A 23,002-nucleotide genomic window follows, 5' to 3' on the forward strand; every position below is an offset into this window, starting at 1 on the left:
GGGTCTGCTGAGTGACACGTAGTGGCCGCCGGCCGCGGCGTCGATCTCCCGCGTCATGTCGGTCCTCTCCTCCATAATTGAGGTACCGACTCACCACGAAGGACCTCATCTCTGTGACGATCACTCAGCAAGAGCTCGAATCCCGGCTGTGGGCCGCTGCGAACGCCCTCCGCGGCCCTGTCGACCCGGCGGACTTCAAGACGTACGTCTTCCCGATGCTGTTCTGGAAGTGGATCAGCGACACCTGGGTGTACGAGCACGATGAGGCGCTCGACGAGTACGGCGACGACCTCGATGACGAGATCGAGGCGGACTTTCACCGGTTCGAGCTGCCCGAAGGCACGCTGTGGTCGGAGACGACCGAAAAAGTTAAGAATCTCGGCGCAGAGATTGCAAAGACATTCCAGCGAATCGAGAAGGCGAACCCGCGGTCGCTGTCAGGCGTGTTCGGAGACGCTTCTTGGGGCAACAAGGAGCGCATCCCGGAGTCGGCGCTGCTCGCCCTGATCAAGGCGTTCAACGCGCTCCCGCTCGACCCGTCGACGGTCTCCCACGACCTTCTCGGCGCAGGCTACGAGTACCTGCTGAAGAACTTCGCCGACGAGTCCGGCAAGAAGGCAGGGGAGTTCTTCACGCCGCGCGAGGTCGTTAGCCTGCTCGTCGGGATTCTCAGGCCAGAGCCTGGTGAATCCGTCTACGACCCGACCTGCGGTTCAGGCGGCATGCTGGTATCGACAATCAACCAGCTGCGGGAGTCAGGCAAGGATCACCGCACGTTGCGGCTGTACGGCCAGGAGATCAACTTGACCACTGCCTCGATCGCCCGGATGAACCTGTTCCTGCACGAGATCGAGGACTTCGACATCAAGCGCGGCGACACACTCCGTACACCGGCGTTCAAGTACACAACCGGCGCCCTTCGCACCTTCGACACAGTCATTGCCAATCCGCCGTTCTCATTGTCGAACTGGGGAGCCGACCGGTGGGCATCCGACCCGCGAGCGATCTGCGGGGTACCGCCGGCGAGGAATGGCGACCTCGCCTTCGTTCAGCACATGGTCTCGTCAATGAAGTCGGGCAACGGCCGCGTCGGCGTCGTCATGCCTCATGGCGTCTTGTTTCGTGGCGGCGCTGAAGGCCGGATCCGGCGTTGCCTCATCGAAAAGGACCTCCTCGAGACCGTGATCGGGCTGCCACCGAATCTCTTCTACTCGACTGAGATCCCGGCCTGCCTGTTGATCTTCCGTGACCAGAAGCCAGCTGGGCGCAAGGACCACGTCCTATTCATTGACGGGTCCGCCCGATTCAAGAAGGCCGTCAACCGAAACACGATGTCCGAGGAGGATATTCGAGTTCTCATTGAGACGTACAGCGCCCCGGATGGCCATGGCGGCGCGAATGTGCGGCTGGTGCCGTTCGACGAGATCAGTGACAACGGTTTCGACCTCAATATCGGCCGCTACATCAAAATTGCGGCTGCGGAGACTGCTGATCTTGGTACCGCACTCGTTGAGTACGCGGACGCGAGGCAGCAGCGAATCGATGCAGAGTCTGCAATGTTCGCGCGGCTGTCCGCGGCTGGAATCGATCTGAGTATGTTTGACGTGGCCGATGAGTGAATGGACTCGCGCGCGCCTTGACGAGGTCGCAGACCGTGTCACCGTGAAGAACTCGACCGGAATCCAACGCGTTATGACGGTGTCGGCAGAACACGGACTAATTGATCAGGATGCTTTCTTCAGCAAGAAGGTCGCGAGTGCGAACCTTGAAGGCTACTGGGTCATCAATCCGGGGGACTTTGTGTACAACAAAAGCTCCTCCAAGGGTGCCCGGTGGGGTGTCGTCGTCCGCTACGACGGGGATGGTCCCGCGGTCGTCACACCGCTCTACATCGTCTTCCGGCCTCGGTCCGAATCCATTGACCCCGACTACCTTCGATTGGCCTGCAACGGCTTGGACTTCTTCGAGTCCCTCGCAGGCCTACTCAGGGAAGGCGCACGTTCACATGGCCTTCTCAACGTCCGGCTGCCGGAGTTCTTTTCTGCGTCTATCCCTGTAGCTCCGCCTGCGGTGCAGAGACGAATCGCCGACCTGGTAGGTTCCGTCGACGCGCACATCGGACAGTTGGGTTCGGAGTGTCAGCGCCTCGAAGACTTGGTGAGGCAGCGCCGTGAGGCGATCTTCCAGGAGATCGCGGGTGGTGGCGAGTACGTCCGACTCGGCGATCTGCTCGTTGAGGTCAAGAGGCCCGTTCCCGTCGAGCGAACGGACAAATACTTCCAGATCGGTGTCCGATCTCACGGGCGTGGCATCTTCACCAAGGACGCGGTCACAGGTGATGACCTTGGATCCAAGAAGGTCTTCTGGATTGAGCCCGGAGACTTGGTGATCAACATTGTGTTCGCCTGGGAAGGGGCAGTGGCTGTTGTTCCCCGTGGGCTGTCGGGCTACTGCGGATCGCATCGCTTTCCAACGTATCGTCGTACCGACGACGGCGATGTTGAATACTTCCGTTCGTACTTGGGCACGAGTGCAGGTTTGGCACTGCTTGGAACATGCTCGCCAGGCGGAGCAGGACGCAATCGCACTCTGAACCGCCGCCGCCTGATGGACGCCCAAGTACCTCTGCCGAGTCCTGAGGTCCAGCAAGCTACTGTGGACGAAATCGGTGCGCTGGAGTCCATGGCAGATGCAGCGCGCATTGAACTCGCTAGCGCCCGCGCCTTCCGGTCCGCTCTCCTGACCGATCTGATGAGCCAAGAGATCGAGATCTCCGACTCCTACGATGTCCTCCTGGAGAAGGTGTCCTGACATGGGATGGACCGAGGCAACCACAATTCAGGCGTCCCTCATTGATTGGGCCGAGGAAGCTGGCTGGGAGACTGTTCGTGGGACCGACCTTCCACGTGACGAGCACGACGTCGTCATCGAGAGCTGGGCGCGTGAGGTGCTGCTTGCTCTGAACCCTGAGCTCGTGGAGGATGCGGAGTCCGCAGACCTGGTGCTTCACGAGCTGAATCAGGCTGTCCTTGACGCGAACAACGGTCTGGTCGCTGCCAACGAGCGACTGACGGTGATGCTGCGTGGGGACCACTCGTTCCCGACGATCGATGGCAGGCACGTGCCCCGTCGGCTGATCGACTTCGAGGACTTGGCGAATAACCGCTTCACCGTCGCGAGCGAGGTCACCATGGCAGGTGCGTTCAAGCCGCGCCGGTTCGACGTCGTCTACTACGTCAACGGGTTCCCACTCGTGATCGCTGAGACGAAGACGCCAGTGAGACACGCGGTCTCGTGGGTGAATGCCGCCAAGGACATACACGACGTCTACGAGGAGGAGTACCCGAACTTCTTCGCGACGAGCGTCTTCAACGTTGCTACTGAGGGCCTCAACTTCCGGATGGCTCCCATCCGCGCTGTTCCGGATCCTGACTCGGAGATCTGGGCACCGTGGGGGTCGACGGAGGACGATCCGAAGAAGGTGGCTGGGCCTGCGCGTGTGGAGCGTGCTGCGCGGCTCTTGCTGCGGCCGGAGACGGTGCTTCCGATCCTCAAGGATCTGGTGATGTTTCGTCATGCACGGGACGCGTCCGAGGTTGATGTGAAGTTCCTGCCGCGCTACCCGCAGTTTGAGGCGGCTCTTGCGATCCACGCCAAGGTGCTTGCTGGCCGGCCGGGTGGGTTGATCTGGCACCACCAGGGGTCTGGGAAGACCGAGCTGATGGCATTCGCTGCGGCTCGTCTGTTGCGCGACGACGCGGTGACGGCGAAGTTCGGCGGCGCGCCGACGGTGATTGTGATCGCTGACCGCAAGGATCTGGTCCGGCAGACCGCGGAGATGTTCGAGACGGCCGGTATGCCGCGCATGACGGTGCCTAGTAACAGGCGTGAGCTGCACGCGTTGCTCCGCAGCGGTGAGCCTGGTGTGGTCATCACGACGGTGCACAAGTTCGCCGAGGCCGGCCATCTCAACGACCGGTCGAACATCGTCGTTCTCGTGGACGAGGCGCACCGTTCCCAGCAAGGGAAGCTTGGCGACGCGTGGCGCGCGGCGGTCCCGAACGCGAAGTTCTTCGGCGCGACAGGTACCGCGATCGAAGACAAGGACCGGTCGACCTTCAAGCTGTTCGGCGACCCGTCAGATCCGGATTTCGTGATGTCGCGGTACACGCCGGAACAGTCCATCGCCGACGGATTCACGAAGCCTGTCATCGTCGAGGGCAGGGCGGTCGGGTTCAGCCTTGACAAGGAGGCTTTGGACGAGGCGTTCGAGGAGTTGGCGGCCGAGGAGTACCTGGACGAGGACGACAAGGTCTATCTGTCCGGCAAGGCTTCGCACATCGAGACGATCCTGTCCAACCCGGAGCGCGTCGCTGCCGTGTGTGCCGACATCGTTGACCATTTCCTGACCTACGTCGCACCGCTTGGGCAGAAGGCGCAGGTGGTGGCCTACAACCAGCGCCTCGTAGTCGCCTACGCACACGCCATTCAGGCTGAGCTGGAGCGTCGATCAGCGGTGATGCCCGACGGTCGGGCGCGCGAAGTCGGCGTCGTGATGCACGTCGCCGACTCCAAGGACACGCCGAAGGAGTACAAGCCGTACCTGCTCACGCCCGAGCAGGAAGAGGCTGTGAAACGCCGCTTCAAGAAGGTCGACGACCCGATGTCGTTCGTCGTTGTCACCGCGAAGTGGATGACCGGGTTCAACGCGCCGATCGAGGGTGTGCTGTACCTCGACAAGCCCGCCAAAGAGACGAATCTTTTTCAGACCATCACGCGCCCCAACCGGCCCTGGAAGAACCCGATCACGGGCCAGCGCAAGGACTACGGTCGCGTGGTCGACTACATCGGCCTTGCGAAAGCCATCGGTGTTGCGATCGCCGGACCGAAAGTGGGTACAGGCGAAGAGGACGAGCTCAACATCACTGATTCCTCGAAGCTGGCAGGCAAGTTCGTCGCCGACCTCACGCGCCTGCTGCACCTGTTCGAGGGAATTGACACGACGGACGCGTCGTTTGAATCACTCGCCGAGGCGTACGAGCGGATCCCGGAGGGGAGTGCCCAGCGTAGCGACTTCATCGAGACCTACGTTGCGTTGCAGACTGTGTGGGAGTTCCTCGACCCACATCCGATGCTTGCTCCGTTCAAGCAGCAGTACCTCTGGCTCGCGAAATTGTACGAGTCGATCCGGCCAAAGGACGTCACCAAAGCGTTCCTGTGGGCTCGTCTCGGCGCAAAGACCACCGAGTTGATCCACGGCTACATGTCCGAGGTCGACGTGAAGTCCATGCCGTCGAAGACGGTCACACTCGATGCCGCTGGCCTGGCGCTGGTGAAGCGGATCGCGGAGCAGCTGAAGCTTCCGGAACGAGAGTCGCCAGAGCAACAGGAAGGCGACATCTACCAGGAGGTGCTGGACTCGATCGAGGCTCGACTCAAGCGCCGCCTCGCCGAGACCGAGAGCCCGGTGTACCAGTCGCTGGCGGAGCGCATCGAGAAGCTGCGCACCAAGGCGATCGAGAACGTGGAAGATTCACTGGCATTCCTGGAGGAAGCGCTGCGAATCGCTCAGGATGTCGTCGCCGCCGACCGGGCCTTCGAGGCAGGTGACGAGGATGCCCTTGAGAGGCTGGCGGATCCGAAGAGTGGGGCTCTTACCCAGATCGTCGAGGAGAATACGCCTCCGGGGTTGCACAAGATCGTGCCAGATATCGTCTTTCGCATCGACCGCATTGTCGTCGAGGTTGCCTACACCGGATGGACTGACAGCGACGCGGGTGACAAACGTGTCCGCCGAGAGCTCCGAACCGCCCTGAAGGAGTACGGTCTCCCGGTCAAGGGGCAACTGTTCGACAAGACCTATGCGTACATACGGGAGAACTACTGAGCCGTCCGCCAAGAGCGCTCGGGCCCACGCCGCCTGCGGTACGCCGCCTCGACCATGCCCTGGGGCTGACGCGACCATGACCCATCGCTGGCATCCTGATTCCATTTGCAGCGATGCCCGCGCTGGAGAACTTGAGGCTTGGCGTGAGGCAAGCAAACCGAGCGGTGAACGAGCGTCCCCAACGTCGAGCAATGTCCGGGTCGTTGCTCATGCTGTGTCCACGGGTCCCCCGGGGCCAGCGTGGTTCACACCTCTGCCCGTCTACCGAGACCGCTCATGCTCGGTGAGCACTGTGCTGCCGCCGTGCCACCATGTGCCACACGTCGGGCACTTGATTTTCCAGTCGTCCGAGCCGGGGATATCGATCATCAGCCCGACATTCTCACCGCTGGACGGGCAGCGCCAGCTTGCATCGCCCTTGGTCTCGTCGCTCATTGTCGTATCTGCCTCTCCGTAACGATAGCTACGACTGCGTAGCGTAGCGTCCGCCCTGGTCCGGACTGCCATGGCTAGCATCAGCAGCCGCGATGACCAATCTGGCCGAACCTCAGAATGTACGCCGCCACCACCTACAGATGCCTCTGATGTCGCTGATCCCGATCAGGCTGGCTTCCGCGAGGCATCGCGCAATGTGCTGGTCAGGATCGTGGACATCAGGAAATCCGAGCCGATCGGTAGGGCCGTTGAGGTAGATCCGTTGAACTAGGTACGCCATCAACTTGGCGGGTTCTCGTCGACATTCAGTATGCCTACGACGGCGATGAAGTGCTCGCCCGCGAGGCTGGTTGGGAGCCCGACTTCTGGAGCCGATACGGCTACCTTTGCATGGGAATCGTCGGCGCGGCGGCCGGGACGGCAGTTCTCCTTACAAGCTCGCGTCGCCGAGCGGCGGCTGACGGGCGGTGAGACAATTCCCGCCATGTCCACATGAAGGGATTGGCGCGATAGCCCTGGTACTTCGTGGTGGGTGGTATCGCCGTCGTTGTCGGCGCCTTCATCGCTATCGCCGGTGACGGCGCGATCTCGGACGGGATTCGATGGCTCGCAGTTGCTGGCGTCGTGGTAGCTGTGGTGAGTCCCGCTGTCGTGGTGTGGCGAAAGTGTCTCCAGGTGGACGCGGCCAGCGCGATCCATGGATCCGCGACCGGTTCCAACGAGCTGAAGATGTCCTGGACGAAACCCGTCCCATCCGGCCCGCTCTGCCTCTCTCCCCAGCCGTCCCAACAACCGCGGATCCGCGTAAGCCCCGTTGAGCGGGACATCCAATCCGAACCGCATCGCACTCCTCCTCTGACCCGACCTGCTGGCCCAGATCGTGCGGCGTTGCCGTGCCGCGCGTGCTGGTTTGGCCGTGAACGCGGCGACCGCTCGAAATCGGCGACGGCAACCAGCGCTGAGTCATCCGCCACCACCACGCCTCGAGCAACTTGCCGACCTGGCCGCGGACACCGCCTCCAGAGCCGGAACCACAGACGAATAGCGCACCCGTCGAATATGTACTCGTTGCCGGTCGAACGGTTCTGCACCGAACGCGACACGCTGCTGAAGGTCGAGGAGGTGGTCGTGGTCGCGTGGCCGCCGTACGGCGCCACCCGGAGCGGTGTGGCGCCGTCACAGCTGCTCGGGTGATCGATCAGTGATCGTTCAGCCAGGCGGCGCCGTTGCAGTACCCCGCGTACAGGTGGTCGTCCCCGCGACAGATCAGGAAGTAGATCTTGCGTTCGGGAAGGTTGTACTTCCCGCCCATGCTGGCCCGCACCGTCGTGCAGTTGCCCTCACCACCGGCCCGCAGCCAGTACAACTGCCGACCTTCCCGGCTCCCGTCGAAAACGGTGAGATATGCGGCGTCGCCGTCAGCGTCGTTGTCGCACAACTTGACGATGTCACCGTGCTCGGTGAACTCGACCTTCCCACCCGGATCCTCAAAGGGGGAGAGAACGTCGTTGGTGTACATCCGGTGATCCGGAGCGGCGAAGGCCTGCGGGACGCCGACCAGGCCGAGCGCAACAGTCGCGACGGCGATTCCGACAGTCTTGCGGTATCTCATGAGTTCCTTCCTCAATGATCAACAGGTTGCCCGCTACCGAGGCAATCCAGGGCGCCCACGAACGCGAATCCCCGGATCGCAGGTTGCGGGTTCCACTCTGGACACGCCTCAGCGCCCGGCTGTGACATGACTGAATCACATCGATGCGGCCGGAAGACGGATCCTGCGCACACTTCGAATGTGAGGGGTGCTGAGACGCCGGACGTCGACTCCCTCGCCGGACAGCACCTGCCGCACCAGGTGGCCACTGTCGGCAGCGCCGACCCGGCCAGCGACACGAGTGCGCTCACGAGAGACCCGGAGGTAGTTCAGCTGTGCAGCAGCCCGGATACGCGATTTTTCTCAATGGTGGATACGGCGCTGGCAAGTCGTCCACGCTGGAGCATGTGGGGGACTTACTGGCGGCGGCGGAGCGGCCGTTCAGCCTGATGGATGTCGACTGGTTCCATCGGTCGTGGCCGCCTGCCGAGCAGGACAATGCATTGGTCGAGGCTCAGAACATTGCTGCGGTGTGGAAGAGCTACCGCACGGTGGGGCCGCGCCAACTGGTGATGTCTGGGGTGATCAGCACGTCTGCTGATCGAGATCGGTACGCGGCCGCGGTTGAGAGCCAGGTGCGGATGGTTCGTCTGACTGCGCAGCCCGACATCGTCAGGAGACGACTGCGGGGTAGGTACAGCGCCAGTCAGAAGTCAGCGTTGGATTGGCATCTGGGGCGCTGTGATGAGATAGCTTCTCGCCTGCAGGCCGCGAACCTGGACGAACTGGTCATCGACACCAGCACGCTTGCTCCGCAAGAAGTAGCTGAACGGGCGCTACGACACTTCGGACTCCTGTAGGACCCTCTGGCGATCTTGCGGGTCGGGTCCGCGCCTGCGGTTGTGTAGGGAGTCAGATGCGGCGGCTTAGGGAATCGGCGGCGTTGCGGACTGTGCTGGTTAGGGATTTTAGGCGGCGGGACGGGAAGGTTTCCTCGTTGCCTGCGACCTGGATCGCGGCGATCGCCGCGCCGTCTTGGCCGAGTACGGGTGCGGAGACCGAGCGGCCGCCGAGGACGCGTTCGTCTCGGGAGACCGCGAACCCGGAGGTGGCGATGTCGCGTAGTTCGCGGCGGAGCATGGCGGCTGTCACCTCGCGACCTCCTGCCGTGGTGAACGGGGTGACCTCGGCGATCAGCGGCTCAAGTTCGTCGTCGGGCAGTTGGGCCACCAGGACCTTGCTGGCGCCGAGATGCAACGGAAGGCGCTCCCCGACAGGTAACTCGTAGCGCAATGGGTTGGAGCCTTCGACGCGGGCGATGACGGCGCGGTGCGCGCCGGCGCGGACGAAGACCGACGACGTCAGACCGGTGTCGCTCGCGAGGTCCTGGAGGACGGAGCGGGCCGCGAGTACCAAGGGACTCGTCGTGAGGTACGCGTGCGCGCCGAACAAGAGCCGCACGCCTGCCCGGTAGTGGGTTCCGTCGTGCTCGACGCGGCCACGTGCCTCGAGCGTGGTGAGGATGCGCAACGTCGTGGCGACATGGAGGTTCGCGCGGCGGGCGAGCTCGCTCAGGCGTAGGCCGCGCGGTGCGTCCTCGAGGACTTCGAGTACGTCGATCGCGCGCTCGAGCGACCTCATGTTGCTGCTGGCCGGTGCCCTCAAGGCCCCACCCCTTCCGTCGGTGCACGACAGAGTTTGGCACACGCTGAAAACCGTGCCGGCCAGCGGTTTGCCCCCAACCAGGGCGTGGCGACCTCTTGACGGGGGTCGTCCGGGCGGGCAACCTACCCGTGCATCAAGTGATAGCTAGTTTCACACAATGAAAGACAGGTTCTCCATGGAGGCAGTCACCGACGCTCGGTCCACCGAGCAGGACCCCGAGTCGAAGCACCGGCGGCCCGTCGGGACCTGGGCCGTTCAGGCCGTGCTGGCAGCGATCGGCGGGTACGTCGCGGTCAGCGCGCGCGGCCTCGGGATCTGGCTGCCCGAAGGTCCCGGCCCCGGCTTCTTCCCGCTGGTGCTCGCCGGCGCGTTGATCCTGCTCAGCGTCGGGTGGTTCTTCCAGACGCCGCGGCTCGAGCCCGTGCCGGCTGACGACCGTCACGCCGTTTCGCGCGCGGCCGCGGTCACCATCGCGAGCCTGATCGTCCTGGCCCTGCTGCTCGGGGTTCTTGGCTTCCAGGTCTGCGTTTTCGTGTTCCTGATGTTCCACCTGCGATGGATCGGCAAGGTCCGTTGGCTCACCGCGTCGGCCGTCGCGGTGGCCGGCAGCGTCGGCGCGTTCCACCTGTTCAGCGACCTGCTGCTCGTGCCTCTCCCAGTGGCTGTGGTGCCGCCCCTGACCCTGATCGGCATCTGACCCATGGACGTCCTCAACGAACTGATGGGCGGGTTCGCCGCCGCCCTGTCACCACAGAACCTGCTGTTCGCCTTGATCGGGTGCCTGGTGGGCACCCTGATCGGGGTGCTGCCGGGGATCGGGCCGGTCGCCGGCGTCGCACTGCTCATCCCGCTCACGTTCAATCTCGAACCTGCCAGCGCGATCATCATGCTCGCTGCGATCTTCTACGGCACGGCGTACGGCGGCACGATCACCAGCGTCCTGCTCAACACACCGGGCGAGGCCGCCTCGGCGATCACCACGATCGACGGCTACGAGATGACGAAACGCGGCCGCGCCGGGGCCGCCCTGACGACAGCGGCGATCGGCTCTTTCGTCGGCGGCGTGATCGCCACCATCGGTCTGGTGATCGCCGCGAAGCCCTTGGGTTCGCTCGGTCTGAAGGTGGGACCGCCGGAGTTCTTCGCCCTCATGGTCGTCGGCATCTCGCTACTGGTGGCGCTGGCCGGAAAGAGCATGGTTCGGGCCTTGATCTCCGGAGTCGTCGGCCTGCTGATCGCCATGGTCGGTATCGACCCCGTGGCCGGAGCACCCCGCTTCACGTTCGGCAGCGACCGGCTCCTCGACGGTGTCAGCTTCGTCGCCGTCATCGTGGGCCTGTTCGGTCTGTCGGAAATCCTGATCAGCAAAGCAGGCAAGCGATCCACACACCCGCAGACGCCCGGCCTGCGTGGGCTCTTGCCCAGCCGCACCGACCTGCGCCGCAGTACGCCGGCAATCGCGCGCGGCACCGGTATCGGGTTTCTGCTCGGCCTCATTCCCGGAATGACCGGCTCCGTTTCCTCGTTGCTCTCCTACGGTGCGGAACGCAAGTTCTCGAAGTACCGCAACGAATTGGGCAGCGGCGCGATCGAGGGCGTCGCCGGTCCCGAGACGGCGAACAACGCCCACGCCAACGGCGCGCTGATCCCGCTGTTCACCCTCGGTGTCCCCGCATCTCCCACGATCGCCGTCCTGATGGGTGCGTTCCTCCAGCAGGGACTGACCCCGGGACCCACCCTCTTCACCGAGCACGCCGAGGTCGCCTGGACCATCATTGCCAGCCTCTTCATCGGCAACGTCATCCTGCTGATCCTCAACGTGCCGCTCGTACGGGTGTGGACCGCGATCCTGCAGGTTCCGCCGCCGATTCTGACGGCACTGATCCTGCTGTTCCTGGTCGTCGGGTCCTACACCATCAACTACAGCGTTTTCGACGTCTTCGTCATGATCGGGTTCGGCGTCGTCGGGCTCGTCCTGCGGTACTTCGACACTCCGCTGGCCCCGTTGGTTCTGACGCTCGTCCTCGGACCGCTGATGGAACGGTCGCTGCGGGAGTCCCTCGACATCTCCCAGGGCAGCTTCTCGATCTTCCTGACCCGCCCCATGACCGTCGTCCTGCTCGCGGTCGGTCTCCTCATTGCCATCAGCCCGCTGTTGCGACTCCGCAAGCCGGCCGCCCTCGACGACGACCCCGAGACATGAGCTCGCACTTCACCCCAAGGAGATATCTGATGCACCGCCGTGCCCTTCTCACCGCCGCGCTGGCGACCCCTGTCGCCGGCGTCCTGGCGGCCTGCGGACCGAACACCCAAGCATCGACGAAGAACGCGCAAGCCTGGCCCCGTAAGGGGAAACCCGTCCAGTTGATCGTCGCGTTCGCACCCGGCGGCGCCGTCGACACCGCGGCGCGCCTGGTCGTCCCGGTCCTCGAGAAGGAACTGGGGATCACCGTCGAGGTCGTCAACAAACCCGGTGCCGGAGGGCAGGTCGGATACACCTTCCTCACCAGTGCCAAGCCCGACGGGTACACCATCGGCGCGACCGGCTCGCCCTCGGTCGTGGTGTCACCGCTCGACCCCGCCCGTGGAGCGAAGTACGACCGGCAGAGCTTCCAGCCGCTCGGGATGCAGGTCATCGACCCGGCCGTCATCGGTGTCGCTCCGGACAGCCCGTACTCGAGTGTCAAGGATCTGGTCGACGCGGCGAAGGCCAAGCCCGGCACGATCACGGTGAGCACCACCGGTCTGCAGACAGGTGAGCACTTCGCCGCCGCCGACATGGAGCAGAAGAGCGGGGCGAAGTTCGCGCTCGTGCATTCTCCGAGGGATCGTCGCAGGCGATGGCCGCCTTTCTCGGCGGCCACGTCCAGGTCTACCTCGGCAGCGCGAGCGACGTCACCGACATCGTCAAGCAGAAGAAGATCAAGATGCTGGGCGTGATGGCGGACGAGCGCAGTACCTTCCTGCCCGACGTGCCCACCTTCAAGGAGCAGGGCGTCGACGTGAAGTCGGCGACCGCTCGCGGGTACTCCGCACCCGCCGGGCTGCCCGCCGACGTCAAGGCCAAGCTCGAGGCGGCCTTCGCGAAGGCGATCCAGGACGCCGAGGTGCGGGACCGGATGACGAAGCTCGGCCTGCAGACCCACTATCTCGACGCTGCTGCCTACGAACAGTTCTGGGGCGAGCAGGAGACCACCATCAAGGGCGTTCTGCCGCTCGTCATCAAGAAATGAAGGGGATCCGATGCACAGTAACGTCACCATCGCAACGCCCGACGCCGTTTTCGATCGCCCACCGAGCGACGTGATCGAGAAGCTCGCCGGACTGCCGGTCGCCAACATCGGCGACGCGATGGATCGGCTCGGCATTCTCGACTCCGGGATCCAGGCGATCTGGCCCGGTGCTCGCCTCGCGGGTACGGCGCTGACCGTGTGGACTCGCGCCGGGGACAACGCGGCCATCCATGAAGCGCTCGCGATCGCGCGAGCCGGTGACGTCATCGTCGTCAACGGACAGGGCGACGAGAGTCGAGCGCTGATCGGCGACCTGATCGGCGCGCGGGCGCTGGCCAGAGGCATCGCGGGGTTCGTCATCGACGGCGCGGCTCGGGATGCCGACACCCTCGGGGAGCTCCACATGCCTGTGTTCGCAAGGGCTTGTACGCCGGCGGGACCGTACAAGTTCGGACCCGGTCGCGTCGGCGTCACCGTCGCGGTCGGCGGCGTGGCGGTGAGCCCGGGCGACATCGTCGTAGGTGACGGAGACGGGGTCGCGGTCATTGCGCGAGACCAGGCCGCCGCCGTCGCCGCGGCCGCGCAGTCCGTGTTCGACGACGAGGCCGATCGGCGTCGGGCCATTCCCGCGCCCCTGGCCATCTGACGATCAGAGAACAAAGGAACATCTCATGAAGTGCACTGTCATCGGGCTCGGCGAGGCCGGCGGTTCGTACGCCGCTGCGCTCGTCGACGCGGGACATACCGTCGTCGCCACGGACCCGGCTCCCGTCGCAACGCCCACTGGGGTGACGAGGATCGACACCATCGCGGACGCGGTGGCCGATGCGGACATCGTGCTCGTTCTGACGAGCGCCGCGGTGGCGCCCGCCGTCTGCGAGGCAGCCCTCGGCCATCTGAAGCCGAACGCCTGTTACGCCGACTTCACCTCGTCATCGCCGACCGTGATGCGCACCTTGGCGGATCGTGTCATCGCGCGCCACGGCGTCTTCGCCGACGTTGCGATCCTCGGACCAGTTCCCTGGCACGGGGCGCGGACCCCGCTGATGGTCAGCGGTGTCGGCGGCCCGGCGGTCGCTCAGCTCCTGCGACCGCTCGGCGCTCCGGTCGAGATCCTTGACGAGCCGGCCGGGTCGGCGATGGCGCACAAGTTGCTGCGGAGCGTCTTCATGAAGGGCCTGGCTGCCTTGATCACCGAGGCTGTCGCAGCCGGGCGTGCTGCGGGGTACGAGACCTGGATCCGGGAGCAGATCGCTGACCAGCTCGCGGGCGACGGGCATTCGGTGGTGAACCGTCTGCTGACCGGCACCCAGACCCACGCTCGGCGCCGGGCCCACGAGATGTACGACGCCGCTCGCTTCCTGGCCGACCTCGAGGTGCCGGCCACGATGAGCACGGCCACGTACGAGAGCCATCAGCGCATCGCCGAGAGTGCGAGCGACTGATCGACGAGGACCGTGTCAGCTGCAGGTGCGGGTGTTGTAGGTCGCCGATTTCCAGCCGGTGCCGAAGCTGAACTGGTAGTTGCCGGCGGTGCTGCGGCGGACCTTGATGGCGTGCTTGGAGCCGGAGTAGATGCCGTTGGACCAACCGGCGGTGTCGACGGTGTGGGAGACGCCGCCGGCGGCTGCCCAGCTCTTGCGGCCCGCGGAGCCGTCCGGGGAAAGGCCGTTGGCGCGCTGGAACGCCCGGGTGGCGGCGGCGGTCCGGTCACCGAAGACGCCGTCGATCTCGCTCTTCGGCAGATAGCCGTTGGTCCAGAGGATCGCTTGCCACAGGCAAGTGGCGTTCGACGACCGGTGGACGGCGACACTCACCACGCCCTCGTCGCGCCAGTCGTCGTACATAATGCCGGCGCCGGCCACGTAGGCGCGGCCGGTGTAGCTGCCGTTGGCGTGCGCCGGAGCTGCCGCCAGCAATCCGCCGAACAGTGCGGAAATCCCTGCCACGGTGGCGAAAACGCGCGTCTTCACTGATCCTCCAGAAAGATGTCATCGAGCCGCTGAACGCGTGCTGACGGTATCCACCGGCCCTGACACTTCGCTGCCCGTACCGCGCCCGTACTGCGAGTCGGATCACGTCGCCGAGAGCAACATCAACCTCGATGAATTCCCTGAAGAGGTCATTCACCGTTGCTTGTGGAGGGCAACCAGGATCTGCTCGAAGCCAGTAAAACCTGGGCCTGTGCGGTGTCCGGCCAATTTCGAGTCTCCGGCGTACGTTAAGTCTCGTAAATTCTCTTGCGGACAAAAGGTGTTACTTAAGCGGTTTTATACAGTACTGTCTGCAATTGTGGGGTAGTGGAACTGTAGTGGGGGCGCCGAATGGTGAACAATGCCGAGCGGCCGGGGGACTTCGGGGACGGCGGGATCGTGGCGAGGGTCGTTCCGATCCTGATCGCTTTCGGGCCGCCGGTGGCTGTCAGCGGCTGGTTGTGGTCCAAGGTCCAGCAGAATCCGGTGGTCAGCGTAGTCGTTCTGATGGGCTATTGGTTCCTGGTCGCGGTCGTACGGTTCGTGTTCCGGGTCAGCCGTGAGGTCGGGGATTTGTGGATTCCCCGGACCGCCGCGGCCGTCGACCGGAGGGTGAGTGCGTTCCTGAAGAGCTACCGCGCGCGCTATCTGAGCCAGTTGCTCGCCAGCGTGCGTGATGTCGAATTGCTCGGCATGGCCACCCAGGGAGAGTTCTCCCTCCAGCTCCGGCATGTGTATGTCGACGTCAGCCTCGCGCCGTCACCGTTGCAGACGACGACGCACACGCCGTTCGTCGGAGCCGAGATTCCGGCCGGTGAACGCCGGTCGCTGGACTCGTTCCTGGACAGCCGCGAGCCGAGGGTCTTCGCGGTGATCGGTGGCCCCGGTTCGGGTAAGACGACGCTCTTGCGCCGGACCGCGATCACACTGGGAGAGCGGCGCCGGCACAAACGCGGGCTGCCGGTGATCCTCTACCTGCGCGACCACGTCCAGGAGATCATCCGCGATCCCGGGGTGTCGATTCCCGAACTGATCGCGAGCGTTACCTGGCTGAAAGGTACGGTCACGGCGGACTGGTTCGAGCGCGGCCTGACGAAAGGCCGCTGTGTCGTCATGCTGGACGGTTTGGACGAGCTCGCGGTCGAGGAGCAGCGCCAGTTGACGTCCACCTGGGTGCAGGACCAGGTCGCGCGCTATCCGGCCAACCACTTCATCCTGACGTCGCGGCCGCATGGCTATCACTCGAATCCGGTCCGCGGCGCCGACGTACTGCAGGTGCGGCGGTTCACCAGCGACCAGATCTTCAAGTTCGTGCACGGCTGGTACTACGCCATCGAGTGCCGCAGTACCGGCGAGACCGGCGAGCGGACCCGTGCGATCGCGAAGGATCATGCCGCCGACCTGCTCCGTCGTATGCGTCTGCAGCCGGCGCTGTACGACCTGGCGGCCAACCCGATGCTGCTGACGATGATCGCCAACGTCCACAAGTACCGCGGCGCGCTGCCTGGCAGCCGGTCGGCGTTGTACGGCGAGATGTGCGATCTGCTGCTGCACCGGCGGCAGGAGGCGAAGAACCTGTCCGCGGGATCACGACTGAAGGCCGAGCAGCGGGCCAAGGTGGTGCGCAAGTTGGCGCTGGCGATGATGACCCGCGAGGTCCGCGACGTGACGCGGGAGTCCGCGAGTGACATCGTCGGGCCGACGCTGGCGAGGATCCCGCGGGCTGCCACGGCCGAGGTGTTCCTTGACGAGCTCACCACGAGTGGTCTGTTCGTCGAACGCGAGGTCGGGATGTACGCGTTCGCGCACCAGACCTTGCAGGAGTACCTCGCGGCCGCGGAGATCCATGATCATCCCGAGGCGAACGCCCTGGCGACGATGGTGGACATCGCGTGGTGGCGCGAGACGATCCTGCTGTGGGCGGCGAACGCGGACGCGTCGCCCGTTGTCGAGGCGTGCCTGAAGTCAGGCACGGTCGGCGCCCTGGCGCTGGGCTTCGACTGTGCCGACGAAGCCCGCGAGGTCGACGTGGACCTCGTCGAACGCCTGGATGCGCTGCTGGATTCGGATCCGCCGACATCCGACACCGTGGCACGCGACGCGCATCGCCGGCTGATGGCCGCGGTTCGCGCGTCGCGAAGCCTTCGCAACACAGTGACCCTCAGCAATGGCTCCGTGGCGTGCGCGCAGCCTTTCCCGCAGTCGCTGTATCGCCTGTACCTCGACCTGTCGGGCGACCCGGGCAGTTCGGTTCGCAAGCCCGCGAAGGACGACAACGCGGAGGCGGTCGGGGTCTCGGCCGCTGAGGTCGAGAAAGTCGTCACGTGGGTCAACGGCCTGTTCGACGACGGCACCGCCTACCGGCTGCCGGTACGCCGCGAGCTCGCCGATCAGATCACCGGCGTCATCGTCGACCTGACCCGCCGGACGGTGTGGTACGCCGAGGACCCGCTCGCGGTCACGCCGGCGGGAGCCGATCCGCTGCCCGCGGTCCGCACCTGGCAGCGGTACGCCGGGCCACGGCTGTTCGTGCCACCAGGGGTCTCGCATCCGTACGTCGCGAGCGCCGACCTGCTCGCGGAGACCATCCGGCACGATCTGCGTTCCGTCGTCGGTGCGCTGCCTTACGTCCTCAGCCTTGCTGTCGAGCGGGATCTGGAGCGGGCCCGGACCCACGACTTCAAGGCGACCCTCGATCGGCTCGACCTGCTGAACCACAGCATGACGCCGGCTCTCGTCAAGGACGCGATCCACATTGATCGGGCGCTTGCGCGCAGTCGTGGCGGAGATCTGTCGCAGGATCGCGACCTGCACCGGCGGCTCGAGCGCCTCAGGGATCTGGCCGGCGGTCTAGCGGCGGTCACGGATTTCCCTGTCCCGCCCGTGCTGGTCCGCGAGTTCCGGCGTACCCTCCGTCGCGGGCGAGCCGTCGACGAAGCGATCAGTCAGGCACTCGACATCGTCCTGACGCACTCGTTGATGTCCGACGACGTCGCCATGCTTGTCCAGGAACTACAGGACCCGGCGACGTTGCCCACCACCGCGCCGGCGGGGCGAACCGTGTTGCAATGGGCCCCACCACGCATTCATCGCGATCAGTTCGAGCTCGCGGTCGTGGCGCTCAGCGTGCTGCTGTCGCTCTGGGAGCCGCACAAGACGAAATACCGCCACGGGCAGGGGTGGCTGCAGTTCGAGCGGTTCCTTGTCGACCTGCTCTCGGCGTCGAGCGAAATGACACCGGCCATTCCCGACGAGGTCGAAGCTGTCCTGCGCCGGCTCCAGCCGTTGTTGCTCAATGCAACCTGGAGCAGCGGGTCGACGTTCGCGGGAGCCGACTCGGGCCGCGACGAGCAGTGCTGGCGGATCCTGGCCCGGCGGATCGCGGTCGTGTCCGCGTCGATGATCGCCGCGACGGTCCAGCATCCCGAGGCGCCGTACAGCAGCCTCCCGGCGATCCGGCTCGGTCTGCTCGCGGCCGCCTGTGTCGCGGACCGATTCACCGACGTCGCGATCGCCCAAAACCTTCGCGGACTGCACAGCAGCCTCACCTCCCTCGACGCCCGCCTCGACGACCCCAGCCTGCCGTCGGAGGTCTTGCTCCTCATGCGCGCGTGAATGCGGGCGTGAACGGGCCCCAGGCAACTACATCCGCGTCTGCTCCCTGAACGCGCGCCACTTGGTCTCCGGCAGCTCCGGTGGGCCGGGGAGGAGCTTGTGGACGATGGTCGCGTTCGGGGTCCAGGCGGCGTCGGGCAGTTGACCGAGTACGTCGGCGTACACCGACCGGATCACTTCGGCCTGGGCCGACCAGGAGAAACGGTGCAGCAGCTCGGGGTCGTCGGCGATGCGCTTGGCGATGCGGTCGCGGTCGGCGAGGACCGTCAACACCGCCTGCACGAAGGCCTCGACATCGCCGGCGGTGTAGACCGCACCGAGATCGAGCTCGGTCACGAGGTCGGCCTGCGCCGGGGTGTCGCTGGTGATGATCGGCAGGCCGGCGGCGATGTACTCGCAGAACTTGTTCGTCACCGCAATGTCGTGGTTGGGCGCGTGCAACAACGGGCTGAGGCCGATGCTCGCCGACCGCAGGTACAGCGGTACGACCTCGGCGGCGACGAACGGCGCCAGGTGCACGCGATGGCTGACGCCCAGTTCGGCGGCGCGAGCCTGCAACTCGGCGGTGACGGAGTTGGCGCGCGCGACGATCGCGAGGTGGACCTCGGGAAGGAACGGCAGCGCCTCGACGACCGTCCCGACGCCGCGGGCGCGGTTGACTCCGCCGCCGTACACGAGGAGCGGGACGTCCTCGGTGAGCTGCAGTTGTTCGCGCAGTGTCTTGACGTCGGCGTCCGCCGGCGGCTCGACCGGTGCGTTGAGTACGACGTCGGGCAGCTTGGTCAGCTTGTGGTCGCGCTGCAGCCAGTGCGCCAGCGGTTCGGACACCGTGATGACGCGATCGGCGTCGCGAATGAACTCGCGCTCGAGATCGGTGTACGCCGCGACTCGGCGCGGGGCTACCACTGGTACGCCGGGGATGTACTCGTGCGCGTCGTAGATGATCTTGATGGTGCGCCCGTCCAGCGCCGCCCGGTGCGCCGCGCGCGCCGCGATGCCGAGCATGAACACGTCATGCACGTGGATGACCTCGATCAAGAGCCGGTCGAGCAACGGGCCCAGCGTCAGCTCCTGGTCGACCAGCTCCGGCATCACCCGCCGCCAGCGGGCGGACGGCAGGTAGCGGTAGAGGGCGAGCAAGCGCTGGCGCCGCTTGCCGATGCCCAGGTCGTTGAGATCGACGGTCCGCTCGGCCCGCCGGGCGAAGTACATGCGGGCCTGCAGGACGGCGCGGTGCAGCCGCAGTGAACGCCAACGCGCGGCTCGTTCCAGCCGGCCGAAGACGGATCGCCGCAGTGTCTCGAGAACAGGGCGCCCGGGCGCGCTGCCGGTGCGTTCGCGGTCGCGCCGGTCGCGGCCGCGATCCCCGCGGAGTTCGCGGCTCGCGTACTGCCAACGCCCGTACGCGAGCATGTACTCGCTCTCGGTCCGGAACCACGGATTGAGGTTCACCTTGACGTTCGCCCACCGCTTGCGCCACCCGGTCAGCAGCACCCGCGACGGGATCATCGGACACAACACCTGCACCTTGCCGAACTGCCGGACGCCCCTGAGCCTGCGTCCGGGGATGCCGATGCACGTGACGTCGAGATCCCAGTTCGCCACCGTCTGCGCGTACTTCAGTACCCGCGCGTCGCTGACGATGTCGTTGCCGGCCATCATCACGACCTTCGACCGCGCGGGTGGAATTGCGCTCGAGCAGTTCGACGGTCTCGTCGTCGAGGTCGGGGAACGGTGACCAGGGCTCGGTTTCGGCATGCCGGCTGGGGATGCGGACATCGGAGCCATGGGCAATGAGGCCGACCTGCAAGCCCTTGGTGAGCATGTGGGGGATCTCGTACGACCCGTCCGGACCGTGCAGCGGGCCGAAGATCGGTCGAGCCGCCTCGAGCAGCACGTGCGTGTAGTTGCTCACGACATGGTTGTAGAAGTTCAGCCGCCATCGGGCGTTCCGGCGGTACGTGCGCGCCGGTACCCCGTAATCGACCGGGTAGTCGAGGACTCCTCTGAAGAACGCGAACGCGGTCGCCTTCGTCGTCGGCACCCGCTTCTCCAGCGCGCGGGCCCAACGGGTTCCCTGACCCGCGAAGTTGGCGGGTCCGACGAGCAGCCGCACGGGCGCGTCGAGCCGTTGCGGCAGGCCGTCTGTGTTCCGATCCACGTGTTTGTCCCCCCACGGACTCACAAGGCTGCTCAGCCCTTTCCCGAACGTGGGCAGGGCTGAGTCATCTCTGGACTGCGTCATGTCCGGAGGGCAGGGACGCGTTCTCAGACCCCCCGATCTGAGCACCGTTCAGCAGATTTCCTGCGCGCCGGTTTGCGCACTATACCGGAATGATCTGACGGCTGGTCCAACAAATTGCAGCTTTTGACATCGTCATCCGGCCGAGACGTACTGCGGCCGGCCGGCGGGGCGGTAGGTCTGCAGGGTGATGCCCTTGGGGAAGGCACGCGACTCGATCAGGTCGAGCGCGAGGTCCGGGCCGTCGGCCGGGAACAGGTGGGTGCCCTGACCGACGACGACCGGCATCACGAGCAGGGTCAGCTCGTCGACGAGGTCGTTTGCGAGGAGCCAGCGGACGAGAGCGCCGCTTCCGTGCACCTGCAGTTCGCCGTCCGAGCTGCTCTTGAGGTCGCGGAGTTCTCCGGCGACGTCGCCGGACAGGACCGTTGTCTTTGGCCAGCTGCCCGCGGTGAGTGTGGTGGACGCGACGTACTTCGGTTTGGTGTTGAAGGAGTCGGCGATCGGGCCGCTGCCCGGCTCCATCACGCCCCAGAACTGCGCGAACATCTCGTACGTCCGGCGCCCGAACAGGAACCCGTCGGCGCGCAGGCAGAGGTCGTTGACCCACGCCGTGGCCTCGTCGTCGAACGGCGGCAGCGCCCACCCGTCCCGCTCGAACCCGTCGTCGCGGTCCGCCTGCGACGGCCCGTTGCCCTGCATCACCCCGTCGACCGAGACCTGCGTAATCGTCGTCAGCTTCATCGCCCAGCTCCCTTCCGTTGTCCCAGCGTGCCGCGCAGCTCTTTCAAAGAGCTTTCACAGCCGCCCGCGGGTGTCCATGGCTGACCCTCCGGCTCGGTTTGATGGGTGGCGACACTTGGTGTTGGGTAATTACCTTCAGTAGCGGAACATAGGCAGCGGGTGTCGGAACCGGCTTGCGGGTCGTTGCGTCGGAGTGATTCGGTGAAACGGCCCTGCTGGGCAGTGAGCGCGTGTGGAGGTGGTGCGGCGGTGTTGTTCCGGGTGCTGGGGCCGGTGGAGATCGATGGCACCGATGCGGTGAGCTATATCCGAGCCGACAAGCCCCGGGCGTTGCTCGCGCTGCTGTTGGTCAAGGCGAACACCTGGGTCGCCGTCGGCGAGATGATCGACGCGGTCTGGGCCGGGCAGACACCTCCGGTGTCGGCCGAGCGCAACATCGGCACGTACATCTGGCAGCTCCGCAAAACGCTCCCACCGCTCGGTGAGCAGGGGCAGCGGATCGAGAGCCGCTCCAAGGCCTACCGGATCCGGGTGGAGCGCGGTGAGCTCGACTCCGACCGGATGCAGGCGCTGCTGGCTGCCGGCGACGACGCACTGGCCGCAGGTGACTCGGGTACGGCGCTGACGCACCTGGAGTCGGCGCAGTCGCTCTGGCGAGGTACGCCGTACGAGGGGCTGGTCACTGATGGGCATCAGCCCGAGGTGGCGCGGCTGGCGGAGCTGCACTGGTCGGTGCGCGAGCGACTGGCGGACGCACTGCTCGGTACGGCGCGATTCGCCGACGCGATCGCCCTGTCCAAGAGCCTCACCACCGAGGACCCGCTGCGCGAGAAGAACTGGGCGCGGCTCGTGATGGCGTACCGGGACGCGGGACGTCGCGCCGACGCGCTGGCGGCGTACCAGAAGGCCCGGACTGCTCTCGTGGACGAGTTGGGGACCGAGCCGGGGCCGGAGCTCCGCGCGTTGCAGCAGGAGCTGCTGACCGACCCACCGGAGGAGGCTGCGCAACCGGTGCCCGCCCAGCCGGAGCCCAGTGGACCTGATGCGTACGTGCAGATGGTGCTGGAGGCCTCTGCCGCGCTGGCCGGCCCGCATGCGGCCGAAGCGCGCGACTGGTTCGCCGGTCGGCACGCTGAGTTCACCACTGCGATCACGCACCTGCTGGCGGCCGACGACGTGTCCAATGCGTGGCTGCTGACCAGTGCGGTTCACCAGTACCTCGAGACCGGTGGCGACATCCCGGGCTGGGATCCGCTGGTCGCTGAGGTCGCGGCCGCGACCCGTGCCGACAAGGACTGGTACGGCGAGCTCATCACGCGCAACATCCTCGGGATCGCGCAGACCCGCTCGGGCCGAATCCACGAAGCGCGTTCGGCGTTCACCGCGGCCCTGAGCATCGCTTCGGTGCACAACGACCGGGACGCCGAGGGCACGGTGCTGGTCAACCTCGCGCTGGCCGAGGCGAGTGGCGGTGCCCGCCAGCAGGCCGCGGAGTACCTGCGGCGCGCGCTCCGGCTGCTGCCCGGGACGGCGACCGCCCAGGAGGCCCGCCAGACGCTCGCCGAGCTCGGCGAACCGGAGGACCCGGCGAGCGCCTCGGTCGCCTCGTGACGGCCC

At 65.8% G+C, this 23,002-nt stretch carries 19 protein-coding genes; 13 read left to right on the forward strand and 6 right to left on the reverse strand.

The genetic code is table 11. The features are described from left to right. The first annotated feature begins 113 nt into the window (after positions 1 to 113). From ACWGID_RS16175 to ACWGID_RS16185, 3 genes are read left to right on the forward strand one after another with little or no spacing between them, the layout of a single operon-like run. The gene (locus ACWGID_RS16175) at positions 114 to 1,619 is read left to right on the forward strand and encodes an N-6 DNA methylase (protein WP_452197260.1); all 1,506 of its coding nucleotides are present in this window, start codon (positions 114 to 116) and stop codon (positions 1,617 to 1,619) included. A gap of 43 nt (positions 1,620 to 1,662) precedes the next feature. Continuing rightward, complete coding sequence (locus tag ACWGID_RS16180) at positions 1,663 to 2,811, forward strand: restriction endonuclease subunit S (RefSeq protein WP_452197261.1); 1,149 nt, start codon at positions 1,663 to 1,665, stop codon at positions 2,809 to 2,811. 1 nt (position 2,812) lies between these two features. Then, positions 2,813 to 5,887: a type I restriction endonuclease subunit R gene (locus ACWGID_RS16185; protein WP_452197262.1), complete on the forward strand. Its 3,075-nt coding sequence runs from the start codon at positions 2,813 to 2,815 to the stop codon at positions 5,885 to 5,887. A 261-nt stretch (positions 5,888 to 6,148) separates the two neighbouring features. On the opposite strand, the gene ACWGID_RS16190 is transcribed toward ACWGID_RS16185, so the two are convergent. Further along, the gene (locus ACWGID_RS16190; protein WP_452197263.1) at positions 6,149 to 6,322 is read right to left on the reverse strand and encodes a hypothetical protein; all 174 of its coding nucleotides are present in this window, start codon (positions 6,320 to 6,322) and stop codon (positions 6,149 to 6,151) included. A 1,059-nt stretch (positions 6,323 to 7,381) separates the two neighbouring features. On the opposite strand from ACWGID_RS16190, the gene ACWGID_RS16195 reads away from it, so the two are divergent. Continuing rightward, on the forward strand, positions 7,382 to 7,516 hold the full coding sequence (locus ACWGID_RS16195) for a hypothetical protein (RefSeq protein ID WP_452197264.1): 135 nt from the start codon (positions 7,382 to 7,384) through the stop codon (positions 7,514 to 7,516). Positions 7,517 to 7,520: 4 nt separating this feature from the next. Here ACWGID_RS16195 and ACWGID_RS16200 read toward each other — a convergent pair whose 3' ends face one another. Beyond that, positions 7,521 to 7,934, reverse strand: coding sequence for a hypothetical protein (locus ACWGID_RS16200; protein ID WP_452197265.1), 414 nt, complete (start codon positions 7,932 to 7,934; stop codon positions 7,521 to 7,523). Positions 7,935 to 8,248: 314 nt separating this feature from the next. On the opposite strand from ACWGID_RS16200, the gene ACWGID_RS16205 reads away from it, so the two are divergent. Next, entirely contained in the window at positions 8,249 to 8,773 is a 525-nt protein-coding gene (locus tag ACWGID_RS16205; protein WP_452197266.1) for a hypothetical protein, read from the forward strand. Positions 8,774 to 8,825: 52 nt separating this feature from the next. Here the strand turns inward: ACWGID_RS16205 and ACWGID_RS16210 are convergent, their stop codons facing one another. Further along, on the reverse strand, positions 8,826 to 9,554 hold the full coding sequence (locus ACWGID_RS16210) for an IclR family transcriptional regulator (protein WP_452197267.1): 729 nt from the start codon (positions 9,552 to 9,554) through the stop codon (positions 8,826 to 8,828). Between the two features lie 181 nt (positions 9,555 to 9,735). On the opposite strand from ACWGID_RS16210, the gene ACWGID_RS16215 reads away from it, so the two are divergent. From ACWGID_RS16215 to ACWGID_RS16240, 6 genes are read left to right on the forward strand one after another with little or no spacing between them, the layout of a single operon-like run. Next, positions 9,736 to 10,275: a tripartite tricarboxylate transporter TctB family protein gene (locus ACWGID_RS16215; RefSeq protein WP_452197268.1), complete on the forward strand. Its 540-nt coding sequence runs from the start codon at positions 9,736 to 9,738 to the stop codon at positions 10,273 to 10,275. Between the two features lie 3 nt (positions 10,276 to 10,278). Next, positions 10,279 to 11,781 (forward strand): tripartite tricarboxylate transporter permease, encoded by a 1,503-nt coding sequence (locus ACWGID_RS16220; protein WP_452197269.1) that lies wholly within the window; start codon positions 10,279 to 10,281, stop codon positions 11,779 to 11,781. 29 nt (positions 11,782 to 11,810) lie between these two features. Beyond that, positions 11,811 to 12,518, forward strand: a complete 708-nt coding sequence (locus ACWGID_RS16225) for a Bug family tripartite tricarboxylate transporter substrate binding protein (protein WP_452197270.1) — start codon at positions 11,811 to 11,813, stop codon at positions 12,516 to 12,518. Continuing rightward, positions 12,419 to 12,811, forward strand: coding sequence for a tripartite tricarboxylate transporter substrate-binding protein (locus tag ACWGID_RS16230; protein WP_452197271.1), 393 nt, complete (start codon positions 12,419 to 12,421; stop codon positions 12,809 to 12,811). The genes ACWGID_RS16225 and ACWGID_RS16230 overlap by 100 nt, the downstream gene beginning before the upstream one ends. 10 nt (positions 12,812 to 12,821) lie before the next feature. Then, positions 12,822 to 13,457: an RraA family protein gene (locus ACWGID_RS16235; RefSeq protein ID WP_452197272.1), complete on the forward strand. Its 636-nt coding sequence runs from the start codon at positions 12,822 to 12,824 to the stop codon at positions 13,455 to 13,457. 25 nt (positions 13,458 to 13,482) lie between these two features. Further along, on the forward strand, positions 13,483 to 14,256 hold the full coding sequence (locus ACWGID_RS16240) for a DUF1932 domain-containing protein (RefSeq protein WP_452197273.1): 774 nt from the start codon (positions 13,483 to 13,485) through the stop codon (positions 14,254 to 14,256). Positions 14,257 to 14,271: 15 nt separating this feature from the next. Here the strand turns inward: ACWGID_RS16240 and ACWGID_RS16245 are convergent, their stop codons facing one another. Next, positions 14,272 to 14,784, reverse strand: coding sequence for a peptidoglycan-binding domain-containing protein (locus tag ACWGID_RS16245; protein ID WP_452197274.1), 513 nt, complete (start codon positions 14,782 to 14,784; stop codon positions 14,272 to 14,274). Between the two features lie 351 nt (positions 14,785 to 15,135). Between ACWGID_RS16245 and ACWGID_RS16250 the strand changes: the two genes are divergently transcribed. Beyond that, complete coding sequence (locus ACWGID_RS16250; RefSeq protein ID WP_452197275.1) at positions 15,136 to 18,399, forward strand: NACHT domain-containing protein; 3,264 nt, start codon at positions 15,136 to 15,138, stop codon at positions 18,397 to 18,399. 27 nt (positions 18,400 to 18,426) lie between these two features. Here the strand turns inward: ACWGID_RS16250 and ACWGID_RS16255 are convergent, their stop codons facing one another. Both ACWGID_RS16255 and ACWGID_RS16260 read right to left on the reverse strand, forming a co-directional pair. Continuing rightward, positions 18,427 to 20,058, reverse strand: a complete 1,632-nt coding sequence (locus ACWGID_RS16255) for a glycosyltransferase family 4 protein (protein WP_452197276.1) — start codon at positions 20,056 to 20,058, stop codon at positions 18,427 to 18,429. A gap of 718 nt (positions 20,059 to 20,776) precedes the next feature. Continuing rightward, positions 20,777 to 21,385 (reverse strand): dihydrofolate reductase family protein, encoded by a 609-nt coding sequence (locus ACWGID_RS16260; protein WP_452197277.1) that lies wholly within the window; start codon positions 21,383 to 21,385, stop codon positions 20,777 to 20,779. A 249-nt stretch (positions 21,386 to 21,634) separates the two neighbouring features. Between ACWGID_RS16260 and ACWGID_RS16265 the strand changes: the two genes are divergently transcribed. Continuing rightward, the gene (locus ACWGID_RS16265) at positions 21,635 to 22,996 is read left to right on the forward strand and encodes a BTAD domain-containing putative transcriptional regulator (RefSeq protein ID WP_452197278.1); all 1,362 of its coding nucleotides are present in this window, start codon (positions 21,635 to 21,637) and stop codon (positions 22,994 to 22,996) included. Positions 22,997 to 23,002 lie beyond the last annotated feature (6 nt).

This window comes from Kribbella sp. NPDC054772, from assembly GCF_053611945.1.